Raw genomic sequence first — 15,739 nt, 5'->3', positions numbered from 1 at the left:
GGACTAAATGAATTCAAAATATAACTTTCAATACTTTCAAGGGAATTCTCTTTCTGACTTGTTTGCTCAAGATATCACAGATGCATCTTATGGGTTTATTTTAAATTACCCTGCAACTGCCAGTTGGGCTGCTTATCCTAACCGAAAAAAATATTTTATTCAAGATGGCAGTAGTGAAGCCACCAAAACCTCCTTCGACAAGATTTGTCAGAAGGAACCGTGGAAAAATCTGGCTGTATTAGGCGATCGCATTCCTGGAATTGTGATTATTCCGCCGCCAAAGTCGCTGCTTGAATACTGGCAAGAGCATTTCGGCTTCAGCCAGTCCAATATTGAAATGATGGATTGCTCGACTTATCTGGATGATCTTAGCCACAGCGAACGCTTTGACAAACTCATTAGTCTATTTCCCTTCGATCGCCTCAAACCTGAAAAACACGCTGTTGATCCAGACACTCATTACCGCTTACTCAGCAAAGTAACCCTAGCCGAATTGGGGGTGCAATGTCCAAAATACGAAAGCTACAATCTGCACCAAGTAAATATTGAAGACATTCAGTTACCACAATATCCCTACTTAATTAAAACATCCCACGGACTCTCAGGAGAAGGCACTTATATCATCAAAAGTCCCAGCGATTTGAACTACTGCCTTGAAGAAATTAGGAAGTATCTTGATATTAAGTTGCTCAATACGATTATTGTCTCGGAGTTCGTCAAGAATGAGGTGCAAAATTACTGCGTACAATTCTATGTCAACAAGCTAGGAGAGATAACCCTTATTGGCACTACCGGCCAACTCGTCACTCCAGAAGGTAACTATTTAGGTGGACTGATTGACTACCGCAACACTGACATGAGCAAGTTCTTTGAGATGATTGCTAACGTTGGTCAGTATGCTCACAAACAGGGTTATTTCGGCGTGATTGGCTTTGATGTGCTGGAAGATCGAGACGGACAATTTTATGCGATCGATGCCAATTTCCGAGTCAATGGCTCGACTCCATTGTGCTTGCAGCGTAATACCCTACTGGGGCTAGGAAAGGGAGTAGCTAAATATTCCAGTGACTACCGCATGGAAGGAGCGTTGGATTCAATTTTAGCCACTTTAAAACCAGAACTAGATCGCAAAGACTTAATCGTTCTGTCGGCTTTAGAGAAAATCAAATACGGAAAAATCTACACAGATATTTATGCGATCGTGACTGGAGAAACTATCCAGGAAATGCAGCATATCGAGCAGAAATTACAGGATAAGGGATTACAATGGCTCCCTTAAACACCGCCTCTGTTGATATCTGGCATTATCAATTTTCATTTATCGTAGAAATTTGGGAGTAGCTTTATAGCAGGAGGCAGAGGGCAGGAGGTAAAACTATTGCTAACTCTAGCATTCACTCTTTCCAAATGTCCTAACTTGTGTGACTACGGCTATAAAATATTTCAAAATATCCTGTTTCAGGGTTTAAATAATCAAATTAAAGGTTAAAAAGCAGAATTATTTGAGATAAAAATCAATAATGATACTTCTAGTCGCTACATTGGTCACACAGTTAAAACAAACTAATAAAGCATAAAATTTATTTTTAATGCACTTTTTCCTATAAAAAAGTATTCAAAAAGTATAAATATAAAATACATAATTTAGACTTTATTTAAATATATTTAATTAGGAAAATAGACATGAAATTCCAAATAGAATGTAATACAGGAAAAACTAGTAAAATATGTTTAATTTGCCAGCAAAGTTCTCAGACAGATCGAGCCAGGTTAATTGTATGCAATGACCAAGGCGAAGGTTATGGAGATATATGCCATCAATGTATAAGTAAAGGTGGTGATTGGGTTCAACTTCAACTCCAAAAATTCAGCCATCAACTACTAACTTGAAAATTATTTTAAGGATATCAAATTTTTATAGTAAGCGGCTGTAGCCTTTAAAATATGGCTGTAGCCGCTTATTACGAACAAATTTAATTAATTTTACATTGTATAACATCAAAAGAATAATATAACTGAATGAGTAAGCTACAAATTGGTACTAGTGGTTGGGTTTATAAGCATTGGATGGATATTTTCTATCCACCACATTTGCCTAGCGATCGGCAATTATCATTTTATGCTCAACATTTTTCCACTGTAGAAATTAACTTTTCCTTTTATCGTTTGCCAGAACGGTCTGTCTTTGAAACTTGGTGCAAGCAAACACCATCTAACTTTATTTTTGCTGTTAAAGGTAGCCGCTATCTCACCCACATGAAGAAATTAAAAGACCCGATAGAGCCGCTATCTCGCCTAATGGAACGCGCATCTGGATTGCAAGAAAAGCTCGGCCCTATTTTATTTCAATTTCCTCATACTTGGCAGATTAATATTGAACGTCTTCAGCCCTTTTTAGAATTACTGCAAACCTACCCTCAACAAAGATTTACAGTTGAATTTCGTCATTCAAGTTGGCTGATTCCACAAATTTACCAACTATTAGAAAGTGCAGGTGTAGCTCTTTGTCTACCTGTCAGCCCAACAGTTCCTCTTGATATCTGTTTGACTGCCCCTTGGACTTATATCCGTATGCACAGTGGGCAATGGAACGTAGGTTATACCGATGAAGAATTATCTACATGGGTTGAACGTATCCATTTATTTCTAATGCAGGAGATTGACGTTTACATGTATTTCAACAACGACCCCGATGGAAACGCTATTCGTGATGCTCAACGACTCTATAGTTTGCTGGGATGTTGTTGAAATACATAATTGAAAACTTATTATTCCACTTCTATCAGATCGGTTGACTGCTTCATTGGGAATAAGAATCGCATTAGCTGGCCTAGTGGTATAGAGCGTTGCTCCTGAACAAAAACTAAGGGTACAAGTGCAGCCATGCGTAGTAAGCCTGAGAGAACAAATAACCCCAGCAAACCCGCAATACCGGGCAGAGTTGCTAAAAAGCTACCGACAGTAATACCCATTGCTCCAGTGATACCAGCAATTGCAGCTGCGATCGCAAAATAACTCGACTGATGACCCAACGGTGCTATTCCCATCATCAAATTGTTGGTACACAAATCAATTGCTGCCCACGTTGCGCCAGCTAGTATGTGTAACAAGGGTAGCCAGATCCAAAAAGAAATGCGATCGCTTCCAACCAAAAGCCACAGCAGAGGTGTCACCGCCACTAAGATTCCCACTAATAGTAGTAGTGGACGATTCCCAATTCGGTCGGCTAGTTTGCCCCACAAAAGCAGCATTAGCATATTCGCGCCAGTTCCTAAGCCGTGATAAATCGTTACTATACTAATATCTATATCCAGATTATCCAGCATATAGAGGTTAAAGAAAGGATTGCTGATGTTAACAGCAAAGCACCAGATGCTCAGGTAAAGCACAAACTTCAAAAAATTAGCATCTTTAAACAAGCTCAAATCTATTCCTTGGGGCTGTGGGTGTGATGTGTCTGAATCTCCAACTTTTAAAAGCTGCGGGTTTATATCAGTCATCCACAACTGGCAGCCCACACTGATTAGCCCTAAAATGATTCCTAGAATCAAGACTGCACCATAACCTTGAAGGGTTCCACCAGGCCAAGCTGATACCGCTAAACCTAGCAGAGGCACACCAACAAGGTTAGTCAAGCCGAGAATACTATTGCGAAAGCCGAAATATCGCCCCCGCAACCGTTGAGGTACTAACACAGCTGACCACCCAAGCCAAGGCGCACGACCAAAAGCTTCGATGATATTAGCTACTAAGAGAATTGCCAATGTCAACTGTACTACTTGGTATCCAGTAATACGAGATGAACTAACCAACCAAATCGCTGGTAGAAGAATCAACCATAGCAGCCGCGACGGGATGAAAATACACATGAAATACCAACGGAAGCTGGTACTTCGATTTATCAAATACGCTCCCAGTGGTTGGAGTAGATTCACCATCTGAGGGATAGCCGCGAGTAGACCAATTTCGGCTGCCCCAGCGCCTAACTCTAGCAAGAAATTACTGAGCAACGCGCCGCCGATGATACTATAAAGAACCGCAGCAAAGACACTTTCAAAAGTTAACGCCTTGAGACTTTGGCGAATTTTTGGCTTAGGAATTTTTAGAAACAGTTTTGGAGTTGGGAAAAGTACCGTCTCTGTTAATGCCCTATCCTCTGAGATTTCTTGAATGGGGACAGGGGGAAGAGAACTAGCTTCTACTGAAATGTCATCTTCTTGGGGCTGAACCATATTATTTAGTCAATATTTAAAGAATTAAATTGTTATAGCTACTATTACCCACAATTAGTAAAATTTATATAAGATTTAATCAATAAGTTCTAAAGCATTGCAATTGCTTACTTATCCTGAAGAACTAGTCTATAGTAAGTGTTGACTATAAACTGCTTGAACAGAAATAACTAACATATAGCCGTAGTCATATAGGTTAGGACAGTGTTAATTGCTCAAAGCCTTAAATTGACTGGGTTTTTACTCACCACGGGCTAAACGCCCCGCTGACGCTAACAGCACTTTGCTATATAACTGTGGTTAGGCTTCTATCTCACAAGTAAATTCTTTGGCCTAAAGTTAATACGATTTTCCTATAGCAATCCTAAATCATTCGTGAGAGAGAAAATCGCTGAAAGGCTTTAAAACACCCACTTTTAATCTCAGTGTTTTCTCACGTTTCAATTCGGATTGCTATATAAGCTTTAGTGTAGTAAATTTAGCAGTTAATTATTATTTTGTGAGGACAAAATAATAGGATATTTTCAAAATCATTCTTGAGGATTAATACCTTTACAGAAAGATATAAAAATTTAGCTTCTACGAGTACACATAGACATAAAGAATGCTGATTTATCTAGCCAATAGTTATGATTGGGGTTAAATTCAAATTATTTAAGTACTCTTTTTAGATAATGTGGAGATAAAATTTACCATATACGCTGTTTGTCTATTTAACCTTTTAATTTCAGTGATGCCAAATAAGTAATCTAAAACCAATTGCATAAGTCTTGAGGAAATTATTTCACTGAAAATTTCTATCCTAAGGTATCATTGCTCATGCTACTGAATGTGTCACGATGAGCTACGCCCCGATAGAGGCGATCGCAACATGAATCAAAAACTCTTTTATGGCACAGACAGAAATTAACGATATATCGGCAGATAGCTCCTTAGTCGATCCTGAAAAAGACCTGCTAGGAAATGCGAACTTTGCCAAGCATCTAGCAGACAGCATTTGTAAAATGAGCTTTCCTGAAGGTTTCATTATTGCAGTTTACGGTTCTTGGAACTCTGGCAAATCTACATTATTAAACTTTGTAGTTCACTATCTTCAGCAAAAGCCAGAGGAGGAGAAACCAATCATCATTCCTTTTAATCCGTGGTTATTCTCTGGACACGAAAATATTACAAGGCGCTTTTTTGACCAATTAAAAAACGTTTTAAGCAAAGAGTCATCTGTGCCAAAAGGTTTGAGGGAGAGAGTAGCTGATTTTGCCGCCATTATTTCAGATATTCCTCTACCTTATGCTCAAACTGGCAAGGCATTAGCAGCATTATTGGACGATAGGGACAAAGAAGCTGGCGAATTAAAAGAAGAAGTAGAAGACACGCTAGTACAGCAGCAGAGGCGAATAGTTGTAACAATTGATGATATCGATCGGTTGGCTGCGGAAGATATCAAGCAGTTATTTCGTATTTTTAAAGCAATGCGAAATTTTACTAATCTTGTCTATCTTCTGGTTTTTGATAAAGAAATTATCATGAGAAAAATTGCAGATACTAAAGAAATATCTGAAGAAACATACTTAGAAAAAATTATTCAAGTTAGTTTTGAGTTACCTATTGCTGATAAAACCTCACTTCGCAGGCTGCTTTTTGAAAAGCTCGATCATATATTTGCGGAAACTCCAAAACAACAAATAAACCAAAGTCGCTGGGGTGATATTTACTTTCAAGGAATAGAACACTTTATTACTAACATTCGCGATATTACTCGTTTTATTAATACTTTAATGGTGACGTATCCAGCAGTAAAAGATGAAGTAAATCCTGTTGATTTCCTTGCCATTGAGTCTTTGCGAGTCTTTTGTCCAAAAATTTATAGTATAATCCATCAAAATCCTCATATTTTTGTAGGAGAGATAAACCTTTCAATAGACGAACTCAAGAATCTTCTGAATACCTGGATTGCTCAACTGCGAGATGAAGACAAGCAGCCTATTAAAAACCTGCTAATGCACCTTTTTCCTAAATTAAAATTCATTTTGGGTAATACTTCTTTAGATGAAAAGCAATTGGAATGGCGCGAACAGCTACGTGTGTGTAGTTTAGAAATATTTCCTATTTATTTTCGTCTGTCGTTATCAGCAAGTGAATTGTCTAATATTCAGATAAAAATTATCCTTGGTTTGGTTGAAAATAGAGAGAAGTTTAGAAATTCTTTGATAGAACTTACTAAACAAAAGCTTCCAAACGGCACAACGCAAGCCAGGGTGTTTATAGAACAGCTAGAAAATTCCACTGAAGAAATTCCTGTAAATTACATCCCTTCAGTTGTAGAAGCTTTGTTTGATGTCAGCGAGCAATTATTATCTCAAGATGATGAATCTCATAGCATTCTTGCTTTTAGCAATGAAGTTATTATTAGTCGTTGTATCTCTCAACTCTTGCGTCAAATTAATGAAACATCACGGTTTGAGTTGCTAAAAAAAGTAATTACCCAAGGGAAAGCGTTACCAATAATTAATCATGAAATTGCAATACTAAAAGAGCAACAAAGTCAATATGGTACAGATAAATCTAACTATGAAGAGAAATGGCTTGTGAACGCACAGCACCTTAAAGAACTAGAAGAAATGACTACAAGAATATAGGTAAAAACTGATACTAGCTATAAATAATATGAACTCTGGATTTATTTATAGTGTTTCTTGGTTGCGTACAATAAAGTGGGTTAAAAATAAATTTACTTCTTGGCGATCAAAACACTACTACTAGATATATAAATATTTTATAACCCACGAAAGATTTAGATATCTTCAGCACTTTCTAATATCAGGGAATATACTTTAATCCCCCCATTGCACTCATGGAATCGTATGACGTTGTAATTATTGGCGCTGGTCATAATGGCTTAGTTTGTGCTGGCTACTTACTAAAAGCTGGTTACAGCGTTCTGTTATTGGAAGGGCGATCGCTCCCCGGCGGCGGTTCTACAACTGAAGAACTTATGCCTGATGAAGCACCTGGTTTTAAATTTAGTCCTTGCGCCATTAACCATCTGTTTATTTTCTTAGGGCCAGTCATCCAAGAGTTGGAACTACATAAGTACGGCTTGGAATATCTTAGCTGCGATCCAGTTGCCTTTTGCCCTCATCCAGATGGGAAGTACTTCTTAGCTCACAAATCCGTGGAAAAGACTTGTGCGGAAATTGCCCGTTACAGTCAGCGTGATGCCCAAAAATACGCTGAATATGCCGATTTTTGGCAGCGCTTTATCACAGGGATTGCTCCTTTGTTCAATGCACCACCCAAATCAATTGTTGATATTGCTGGTAATTACAATCTCAATAGTCTGCAAGACTTATTTTCCCTTCTAGGTGGCTCTAACACAACCCTTGATTTACTCCGTACCTTACTCAGCAGTGCCACAGATAATATTAACGAGTACTTCGATTCTGAGTTTGTCAAAGCACCTCTGGCTAGACTCTCAGCGGAACTGAGTTCCCCTCCCTCACAAAAAGCTATGTCCTTTGGGGCGATGATGATGATGTTACGTCATAATCCCGGTATGGCAAGACCGCGTGGTGGTAGTGGTGGACTTGTGGAAGCTTTGGTGAAAATGGTAAAAAGTGAAGGTGGTACGATTCTCACCGACCAAAAGGTAGAAAAAGTATTGGTAGATAATGGTAAAGCAGTTGGTGTGCGGGTTGCTGGTGGCAAGGAATATCGTGCGAATAAAGGTGTAATTTCAAGTATTGATGCCAAGCGCCTATTCTTGCAACTAATGGATAGTAGCGATGTCGATAATAGCGATCGCAACTTGCGCGAAAGGTTAGACCGCCGCATCGTCAACAACAATGAAACTATCCTCAAAATTGATTGTGCTTTATCTGAACCGTTGCGCTTTGTCCACCACAATCATCAAGATAATTATCTGATGGGTTCTATTCTGATTGCTGATTCTGTCAATCATGTAGAACAAGCTCATAGTCTGATTACTCTGGGTAAAATTCCTGATGAAGACCCATCGATGTATGTGGTAATGCCTACCGGACTCGATCCATCGATGGCACCGGAAGGCAAGCACACATTATGGATAGAGTTTTTTGCTCCTTATCAAATTGCTGGTGCAGACGGTACAGGGTTAAAAGGTACGGGTTGGACGGATGAACTGAAAAACAAAGTTGCAGACAAAGTGATTAATAAACTGGCGCAATATTCGCCCAATCTGCAACATTCAATCATCGCCCGTCATGTAGAAAGTCCGGCTGAGTTGGGAGAACGGTTAGGGACTTACAAAGGTAATTATTACCACATCGATATGACTTTAGAGCAGATGCTTTGCTTCCGTCCGTTGCCGGAATTAGCTAACTATAAAACACCAATTGATAACTTGTATCTTACTGGTGCTGGAACTCATCCGGGTGGTTCGATTTCCGGTTTGCCGGGACGCAATTGTGCGCGTGTATTTTTGCATAATGAGCAACCCATTGCCCAGAAAATCAAGGAAGCCGGAGGTTCAATCAAATCTGCTCTTACATCTGTCTTAAGGAGTGAATCAGACTAAGAGACTGTTGATAAAAAAAGTAAATAGCATTAGGAGATTGCGTCATTTGAAAGTTGATTCTGAAGTAGTGAAACGGCTACAGATAAGGTTTGGTAAGCTTTTTGATGCAAGTTACTAATGCTTTTTAGTCAAAACTATCAAAAGTCTAGACAATGCCCTGAGATACTTCCCGTGACGCTTTCAGATTCCCCAATAGACAGAGAACTGAAACCGTAATAGTAACTAACATGTGGATGTAGGAAAGTTATTAAAGAATATTTGCAATGGCAACTGAAACTAACAAAGTGGTTGAATTATCTACTGAAGCTAAAGCCTATAACGGTGTCGATCGCAATGCTTGGATTTTTGGATGGAATCCGCAACAAGAGTTGTGGAACGGGCGTTTAGCGATGATTGGCTTTATTTCTTACGTACTTTGGGATTTAGCTGGTTATAGCTTAGTGCGTGACGTACTCCACTTGGTTCGCTAATTCTTCACTAATGATTTATCCCCCCTTGGGGAAATAATTCAAGAAATAACAATTTAGTTAGAAGCGTTGTAATAAACTTACTCGTGAATTAGAGTCTAATGCCGAGGTTATATATGGACGCACGAATACAATAATCTAAAGGAGAAAAATATGATAACTAAAAACACAATACATGCATTAGGAGTATTTGCGAATTCTCAAGGAATAGAGCAGGCAATTAATGAATTGAAAACTGCAAATTTTCCTATGGAAAAAGTTTCTGTTATTGCTAAAGATGTAGAGCAAGGTGAAAACTTAGGTGAGGCGCAGATAAGCGATCGCATTGGCGATCGAGATGTCGATACAACTGGAGCCGTAGGAGACACACTGACAGCAGCTACTTGGGGTAGCGTGTTAGTTGGTTTGAGTAGTTTAGCACTTCCCGGTTTAGGAGCAGTACTCGCAGCAGGTTCTGTAGGTGTAGCATTGGTTAGTAGCGTCGCAGGTGTTGCTGTGGGAGCCGCAGCAAATCAGAATTTACTGAAGGCATTAGGTGATTTAGGCATCCCTGAAGAAAGAGCCAGAGTTTATAGCGATCGCCTCCAGCAGAGTTATTATTTGCTCATACTAGAAGGCTCAGAAGAAGAAATTCATCGCGTTGAACCCATATTACGCGATCGGGGTATTGAATATTGGGGCGTTTATAATTCCCCGCAGGCTTCAAATGGTGGGGCAAATTAGCGCTTTTTTTCAAACATTTCAAACATCCTCTTAGGTACGATCTATTGGCTCGAAGAAAAACAGATGTGAGAAGGAATTTGCGAGATGCTTGAGATGCCGATTTGAAATCAGGCCCATGAAAGTTATACCAATTTGAAAAAAGAATGCGACAGATACATACGGACATACCTTTGTTCTGTCTGACTTTCTTAATACATGAATTTTTAATTTTGAATTGGTATTAGGTTCAATTCCATCTAGTTATTTCTACCTTTTTTGTTAATCCTAAAGTTAGATGTAATTTTTCGGATTCAAGGCAAAATTGTAATAAATAATCAAACAGGATAAAACCATGAAAACTGACAACATAAACAATTCTAACAACACCGAACGGACAACACTTGAAGGTGGAAGCAAAGAAGCTCTAAATCAAAAAACCTCTATCCAATTTGTACTTAGCATAACTTTGGGAGTATTAACAATTGTTCTAGTTGCTGCAAGTGCTTATTACGGACTTATTCGGTTTTAATCCGATTTATTAAAGTAGGAAGTTTTGGTTTTTTTGAGCGCATTGAATAATTTCAAATATAACAAGATCCTCAGCAAAATGTATGGCGGTGCTTTTAGTTTATCAAAAGCCCTTATTGGGTTAAAAGCACTGTCATACTTTTCTTATGATGGAGGAGCAGTTCTAGTTTTGGCAAATAAGCTGTTCCACATTTAACTTGCATATATTGGGCGGGCGAGACGCCATTGGTGTCAACTTAACGTAAAACCGATGTCCCGCAAGGAACTGAAGTTCCTTGCTCATAGCAAAAGTCATCTAAAAGATGACTAAATATCCCGGAAAATCTTTAGTCATCTTTAGATGACTTGAGCTGTTAGCCTGGAACTTTAGTTCTAGGCGGGTGATGAAGCCAACAGTGAAGCCATTTCTAGCTTAAGTTGACACGTATGGCGAGACTACGATTGTATTGTAAAAAACTTATCTATTGAGGGATGTTTGAGTTTATAAATTCTTACAGAATACAAATATAATCTAGTAGTGATTGATTGAAGAAACGCTTAAGCCTCTAAATTAAAGATTTAAAAATAACTTTTTATAACTAGGAGTATTGATGAGTTTACCAGTTCAAGAAATTGTGTTAATGCCAGGAGAAGGTAATCATCTAACTACTGGTAATAGCGAAATAACATTTAAAGTAGTTGGTGCTGATACTCATGGTCACTTGGGATTGTTTGAAAACTTAATACAACCAGGTGGAACTGCCCCGGTACTGCATATTCATCGACAAATGGAAGAAATGTTTTATGTATTAGAAGGAGAAGTAGAAATTCAAGTTGGTAATCAGATAGTGCAGGGACAACCAGGGGCATTTGTATTAGTTCCACGTAATACGCCTCATACATTCGCTAACCGAGGAACTCAGCCTGCAAAATTATTAATCATGTTTTGTCCAGCAGGAGAACGCGAAAAGTATTTTGAAGGGTTAGCCGAACTGCTCAAGGAAGGACAGACTCAAGACCGAAATGCTCTTGTAGAATTGATGCGGAAATTCGATCAGGAGCCAGTAGAGATTTAATTCTTGGCGGTGTTATATCATGTCCGCTTGATTGCTTATTAAAGCCGAAGAACCCCACCCCGCCAAAGCTGTGCTTTGTCTCCCCTCCCCGCAGGCGGGGAGGGGTTGGGGGTGGGGTTCTTTTATTATGGGTAATTTGGCGGACATGATATTACTTGAAAGTATCAACCGAAGAAGAACAACACTCAATACGGTTCGGTTAAAGGGGAAAGGGGAAAGGGAAAAGGTATTGGTTTTGAATATCTTAGTGGCATTCCTGTCTTATATGTGCAGCCTGAACGAGAGCTAGAAAAAGTTTTTGATTACTGGGATCGAGAATTGAAAGCTCAGGATGCCATTGTACACCGATTGCCCAAGGATGATGTTCGTGCTCCACAGCTTCAATGACTCCATCATCCCAGGCATGAGCAACAACCCGCCAACCAGGCGGTACTTTATCTACTGCTTGATGATGCCAAGAAACTACAGATATGCGAGAATTTTGTAAACACTCAGCTAAAAGGCTTTCTCCATCTATCGTGACGAGATGTTCTGTATGTAAACGTCGTCCAGGTTCAGGCTCTAGACGATGTAATGCAGATGTACCGTAAACATCTGGAATGTGAGGAATTAGAGTACCTCCACTGGCAACGATAAGAATTTGTAAACCCCGACAAATACCTAATATCGGCAGATGACGTTCAAGAGCTAACTTGCCAAGCTGCAATTCAAAAGCATCACGTTCGCGATCGACAGAATAAATAGTCGGATGAGCAAAACCATTGTAGCAAGCAGGGTGAATATCTCCACCACCAGAAATGATTAAACCATCCAAAGAATCTAAAAGTATTCCAAGTTCAATTTCTCCTGGTGGTAATAATATGGGAATGCCACCTGCTTTACGGACTGCATCTATATATTCACTTGGCAGAGAAAATGGTAATGGTGCAAGGCGACCGTAAGTTGTAATCCCAATCAATGGTTTTCGATATTTTCTACTCATCATTCCTCAAATAAACGATCGCCTTTATGTAAACGATAAGCGATTTGATAGGTTTGTGCTTGCGATCGCATTGTGGGAGAATGGGCTGCTAAATACCGAGCAGCAGCAACTAATACATGAACCCCAGCAGGAGTGTCACCTAATAAAGAATACTGACGAAAAGCGGCTTCTATTTCTTGAATAACATGAAAATCACGGTTTTCTCTGAGCATCATTTTCCCTAGCATCGCCATCAGTCTTTCAGGCTTGCCACCACTATATAAATAATTAGCCACTAATTGACCTGTCTGGTTAACTTGCTGTTGACGATTTAATAAATCGGGTAGCTGCTGGAGCAATTCTTCGGGATTTGCAACGGAGTCTTTGGGTTCTGGAAGTCGTGCTGGTGGTACATTCAAAAAACGATTCAAATAAACACTCATCGCCGCATCAAACACGCCTCTGAGTAGTTCTACTGTTGGCACTCGTCGTAAACCTTGATGCACAGCGTTTGCAAAAGTGAATGGATGATGTGCGGAATTCCAATCTCCAAAGTCATTGTTAGTATTAAAACGAGCTACACGCAGTGCTGCCGTATAAGTAACTACACTTGCTAATTGTTCTTCTGTACAACCAGCTTCTAGGGCATTCAGTAGAGAGTCGGCGATCGCTTGTGGGTCTTCACCTAATAAAATTGGTATTAATTGCTCTGAGTTTGCCCAAGTTCCTCGTTGAGATTTTCCCGCATTTAAAATATTGGGTAATTGCTCAAAAGCCGACTCTAATATTGCTACCAAATCTACAGGGTAGCGCCAGGAATTAGATTCTTCCATCCGGGATGCACTAGCTAAACCCGAAACTAAGCTAGGTAGAACAGATTCCGCAGCTTGCCAACCAACAATATCAAGTGCTTCCAGTGCTTTGTTAATAAAATCAAGGGTATGCCCGATGTCGAGATAACGATGATCTGTAGCCGATGAAAACAGCATATCCGCAACTTGCTCTAAATTAGCCCCTAAGCGAATCGCAGATACCAGACATCTTTGTGCGGCTTCAGCATCCCGTACCTCAATAAACTGGCAAAACCAGCTTTTAAGAGTCGGAAAATCAACTGTAGAGTTGGGCAACGGCTGAACGACAAACAGAGGCGGCGCACCTGCACTATCATTAGCGACTGCCGAAAGTCCGTGAAATAAAGCACGAGGTTTGTCTTCCTCATCGAGATAAGGTAAGAGATTGATCGTGCAGGTATGGATAGTTAAACCTGCACTCCAACCTGTTTTGTTATAACGAGTGCCAAATTGTAGCCCGATTTGAAATGGTTCAGCCGGATTTACTCCTATATCTAACAGTGCGATCGTTGATTTGGCAATCACCAAGGAAATACTCTGCTCTAAACCATCTTCAAGGCGTTGGCGGTGGTGGGCATGAAAATTAGCTGGCGGTGCTAAATTCACCCAAACTTCACCATCACGGATTTCTACAGGAAATGCCGGCACATCATCTGCCCAAGAGTCAAAGGTTCCACCACTAGCTATATCAAAGCGGGCATAATGCCAAGGGCAGGTAACAATACCATCTTTGCAAGTGCTACCTTGTAGGGGAAAACCCATGTGGGGACAACGGTTATCAATTGCATAAACTTTATTGTCTGAGTAAAACAAGACAATAGTATGCTTTTCTTTGCGGATTACCAAACTGCCTGCTGCCTGAACATCTGTAAGTTGAGCAACACGGGTATAATTGTCTTTCTTGGTCGTTTCTTTAAATATTTGAGTCATTTAATTTACACACAAGTAAATATCAAAAGCCTTACTTCTACTCTGACAAAATTTTTCTTTCTTCGACCATTTGTACAATACTAATTTTTGTTAATATACTCGAAGCGACTGAGTACTACTGCGACTACAAAGCGCATGACCGAATTTTGGCTGGTGATATCGAAGGTTGTCAGGTTTATTACTTAACTGACAAAATTAGCTGTGTTTCGCTGCACTAATATATACTCTGATTAACCTCTCATTCAAACTCCTATGAGCTGCGAACATTTAGATAATCTGACTGCGGAGACTCTGATTTCTAAAGCAAACTACCTAGTATTTCGTTGTGAAGAGTGTATTAAAATAAACGGTCGCTGGGTACATCTCCGTATTTGTCAAAGTTGCGGTAAGATGCTGTGCTGTGATTCTTCTCTTCATCAACATGCCCGACGGCATTATGAAGAAACTGGACATTCAGTAATTAGCTCGGCTGAGTTAGGAGAACAGTGGTTATGGTGTTTTTTGGATGAGCAGGCAAAAAACTATTAAAGTGAGGCAATACAGGATCGAAAGAGTGCAGAGGAACTGGAGACGCTTGCAGTTTCAGGAAAAAGTAGCTCCTTCGGTGAGTGTTGAATCGCAGATGTTACAGATGATGAACTCTGACATTATCAAAAGAGGCAATCGCCTTTTCAGGGAAACCGCTTTCAACTGTGGTTGAAAACCAGTATCATCCGAAATTTTATGCGAAGAATTATTATTGGGGTTATGGGTAGGGGAGAAAATGCGACAGCAAATGATTTACAAAATGCTTATATATTAGGTCAACTTATTGCCAAACAAGGATGGATTTTACTCACTGGTGGTAGAAATGTAGGGGTAATGGATGCAGTAAGTAAAGGTGCAAAATCTGCTGATGGTTTAACTATTGGTATTCTTCCAGGTAAGAATCAGGATGGTATGTCCTCTTGGGTAGATATTGCTATTTTCACAGACATGGGTAATTCTAGAAACAATATTAATGTTCTTAGCAGCGATTTGGTGATTGCTTGCGGTATAGGTGCAGGAACTGCTTCAGAAATTGCTCTAGCTTTGAAAGCAAATAAGCAAGTAATTTTGTTGACTAATGATGAAGAAAGTAAACTTTTCTTTAAAAAATTGTCGCCAGAAAATGTTTATATTGTGGAGAGTGTAGAGCGGGCGATCGCTACTGCCAAAACAATTTTATACTAATTGGTAAATCAGTAAATTCTTCTCACGTACATTAACTACAGCATATTTCAAGTGCATGAGGTACAAATTCACTGGTTTTGAGGCAGGAGGCCTACTGTATAGACACAAGTCTGAAATAGCAACTAGCCTTTTACCCCACCCTAACCCTCCCCTTGTAAAGGGGAGGGAACTAAATTCTCTTGTTTCCCCCCTTAACAAGGGGGGATTAAGGGGGGTAATTCGACTTGTGTGTACACCGTAGCCTTATAA

The 15,739-nt window shown here is 39.6% G+C and carries 14 protein-coding genes; 11 read left to right on the top strand and 3 right to left on the bottom strand.

Annotated features, from left to right (window positions below; all coding sequences use genetic code 11):
* The first annotated feature begins 7 nt into the window (after positions 1 to 7).
* The 3 genes from RMY64_RS09845 (at position 8) to RMY64_RS09835 (ending at position 2,748) form a co-directional block, all read left to right on the top strand.
* Entirely contained in the window at positions 8 to 1,279 is a 1,272-nt protein-coding gene (locus RMY64_RS09845) for an ATP-grasp domain-containing protein (RefSeq protein WP_322699911.1), read from the top strand.
* A gap of 404 nt (positions 1,280 to 1,683) precedes the next feature.
* The gene (locus tag RMY64_RS09840) at positions 1,684 to 1,890 is read left to right on the top strand and encodes a hypothetical protein (RefSeq protein WP_322673016.1); all 207 of its coding nucleotides are present in this window, start codon (positions 1,684 to 1,686) and stop codon (positions 1,888 to 1,890) included.
* A 129-nt stretch (positions 1,891 to 2,019) separates the two neighbouring features.
* On the top strand, positions 2,020 to 2,748 hold the full coding sequence (locus RMY64_RS09835) for a DUF72 domain-containing protein (RefSeq protein WP_322699910.1): 729 nt from the start codon (positions 2,020 to 2,022) through the stop codon (positions 2,746 to 2,748).
* Positions 2,749 to 2,768: 20 nt separating this feature from the next.
* Here the strand turns inward: RMY64_RS09835 and RMY64_RS09830 are convergent, their stop codons facing one another.
* A complete protein-coding gene (locus RMY64_RS09830; protein WP_322699909.1) occupies positions 2,769 to 4,232 on the bottom strand; it encodes an MFS transporter in 1,464 nt (487 codons plus the stop codon).
* A gap of 890 nt (positions 4,233 to 5,122) precedes the next feature.
* On the opposite strand from RMY64_RS09830, the gene RMY64_RS09825 reads away from it, so the two are divergent.
* The 6 genes from RMY64_RS09825 (at position 5,123) to RMY64_RS09800 (ending at position 11,536) form a co-directional block, all read left to right on the top strand.
* On the top strand, positions 5,123 to 6,868 hold the full coding sequence (locus RMY64_RS09825; RefSeq protein WP_322699908.1) for a KAP family NTPase: 1,746 nt from the start codon (positions 5,123 to 5,125) through the stop codon (positions 6,866 to 6,868).
* Between the two features lie 215 nt (positions 6,869 to 7,083).
* The gene (gene crtO / locus RMY64_RS09820; protein ID WP_322699907.1) at positions 7,084 to 8,784 is read left to right on the top strand and encodes a beta-carotene ketolase CrtO; all 1,701 of its coding nucleotides are present in this window, start codon (positions 7,084 to 7,086) and stop codon (positions 8,782 to 8,784) included.
* A gap of 263 nt (positions 8,785 to 9,047) precedes the next feature.
* Entirely contained in the window at positions 9,048 to 9,254 is a 207-nt protein-coding gene (locus tag RMY64_RS09815) for a high light inducible protein (RefSeq protein ID WP_322673011.1), read from the top strand.
* Between the two features lie 150 nt (positions 9,255 to 9,404).
* Positions 9,405 to 9,974, top strand: a complete 570-nt coding sequence (locus RMY64_RS09810; RefSeq protein ID WP_322699906.1) for a hypothetical protein — start codon at positions 9,405 to 9,407, stop codon at positions 9,972 to 9,974.
* 331 nt (positions 9,975 to 10,305) lie between these two features.
* The gene (locus RMY64_RS09805) at positions 10,306 to 10,482 is read left to right on the top strand and encodes a hypothetical protein (RefSeq protein ID WP_322686057.1); all 177 of its coding nucleotides are present in this window, start codon (positions 10,306 to 10,308) and stop codon (positions 10,480 to 10,482) included.
* A gap of 589 nt (positions 10,483 to 11,071) precedes the next feature.
* A complete protein-coding gene (locus RMY64_RS09800; RefSeq protein WP_322699905.1) occupies positions 11,072 to 11,536 on the top strand; it encodes a cupin domain-containing protein in 465 nt (154 codons plus the stop codon).
* 244 nt (positions 11,537 to 11,780) lie between these two features.
* On the opposite strand, the gene RMY64_RS09795 is transcribed toward RMY64_RS09800, so the two are convergent.
* The gene (locus RMY64_RS09795) at positions 11,781 to 12,521 is read right to left on the bottom strand and encodes a gamma-glutamyl-gamma-aminobutyrate hydrolase family protein (protein WP_322699904.1); all 741 of its coding nucleotides are present in this window, start codon (positions 12,519 to 12,521) and stop codon (positions 11,781 to 11,783) included.
* On the bottom strand, positions 12,518 to 14,278 hold the full coding sequence (locus RMY64_RS09790) for a Rieske (2Fe-2S) protein (RefSeq protein ID WP_322686060.1): 1,761 nt from the start codon (positions 14,276 to 14,278) through the stop codon (positions 12,518 to 12,520). Before RMY64_RS09790 ends, RMY64_RS09795 begins: the two co-directional genes overlap by 4 nt.
* Positions 14,279 to 14,530: 252 nt before the next feature.
* Here RMY64_RS09790 and RMY64_RS09785 point away from each other — a divergent pair, with 252 nt between their 5' ends.
* Together RMY64_RS09785 and RMY64_RS09780 are read left to right on the top strand one after the other, a co-directional pair.
* The gene (locus tag RMY64_RS09785; RefSeq protein WP_322699903.1) at positions 14,531 to 14,806 is read left to right on the top strand and encodes a UBP-type zinc finger domain-containing protein; all 276 of its coding nucleotides are present in this window, start codon (positions 14,531 to 14,533) and stop codon (positions 14,804 to 14,806) included.
* A gap of 195 nt (positions 14,807 to 15,001) precedes the next feature.
* Complete coding sequence (locus RMY64_RS09780) at positions 15,002 to 15,490, top strand: TIGR00725 family protein (RefSeq protein ID WP_322686062.1); 489 nt, start codon at positions 15,002 to 15,004, stop codon at positions 15,488 to 15,490.
* Positions 15,491 to 15,739 lie beyond the last annotated feature (249 nt).

Source organism: Nostoc sp. DedQUE08, from assembly GCF_034530895.1.
In the GTDB taxonomy this organism is placed as follows: domain Bacteria; phylum Cyanobacteriota; class Cyanobacteriia; order Cyanobacteriales; family Nostocaceae; genus Nostoc.
This window is presented reverse-complemented; position numbering and strand designations above follow the sequence as displayed.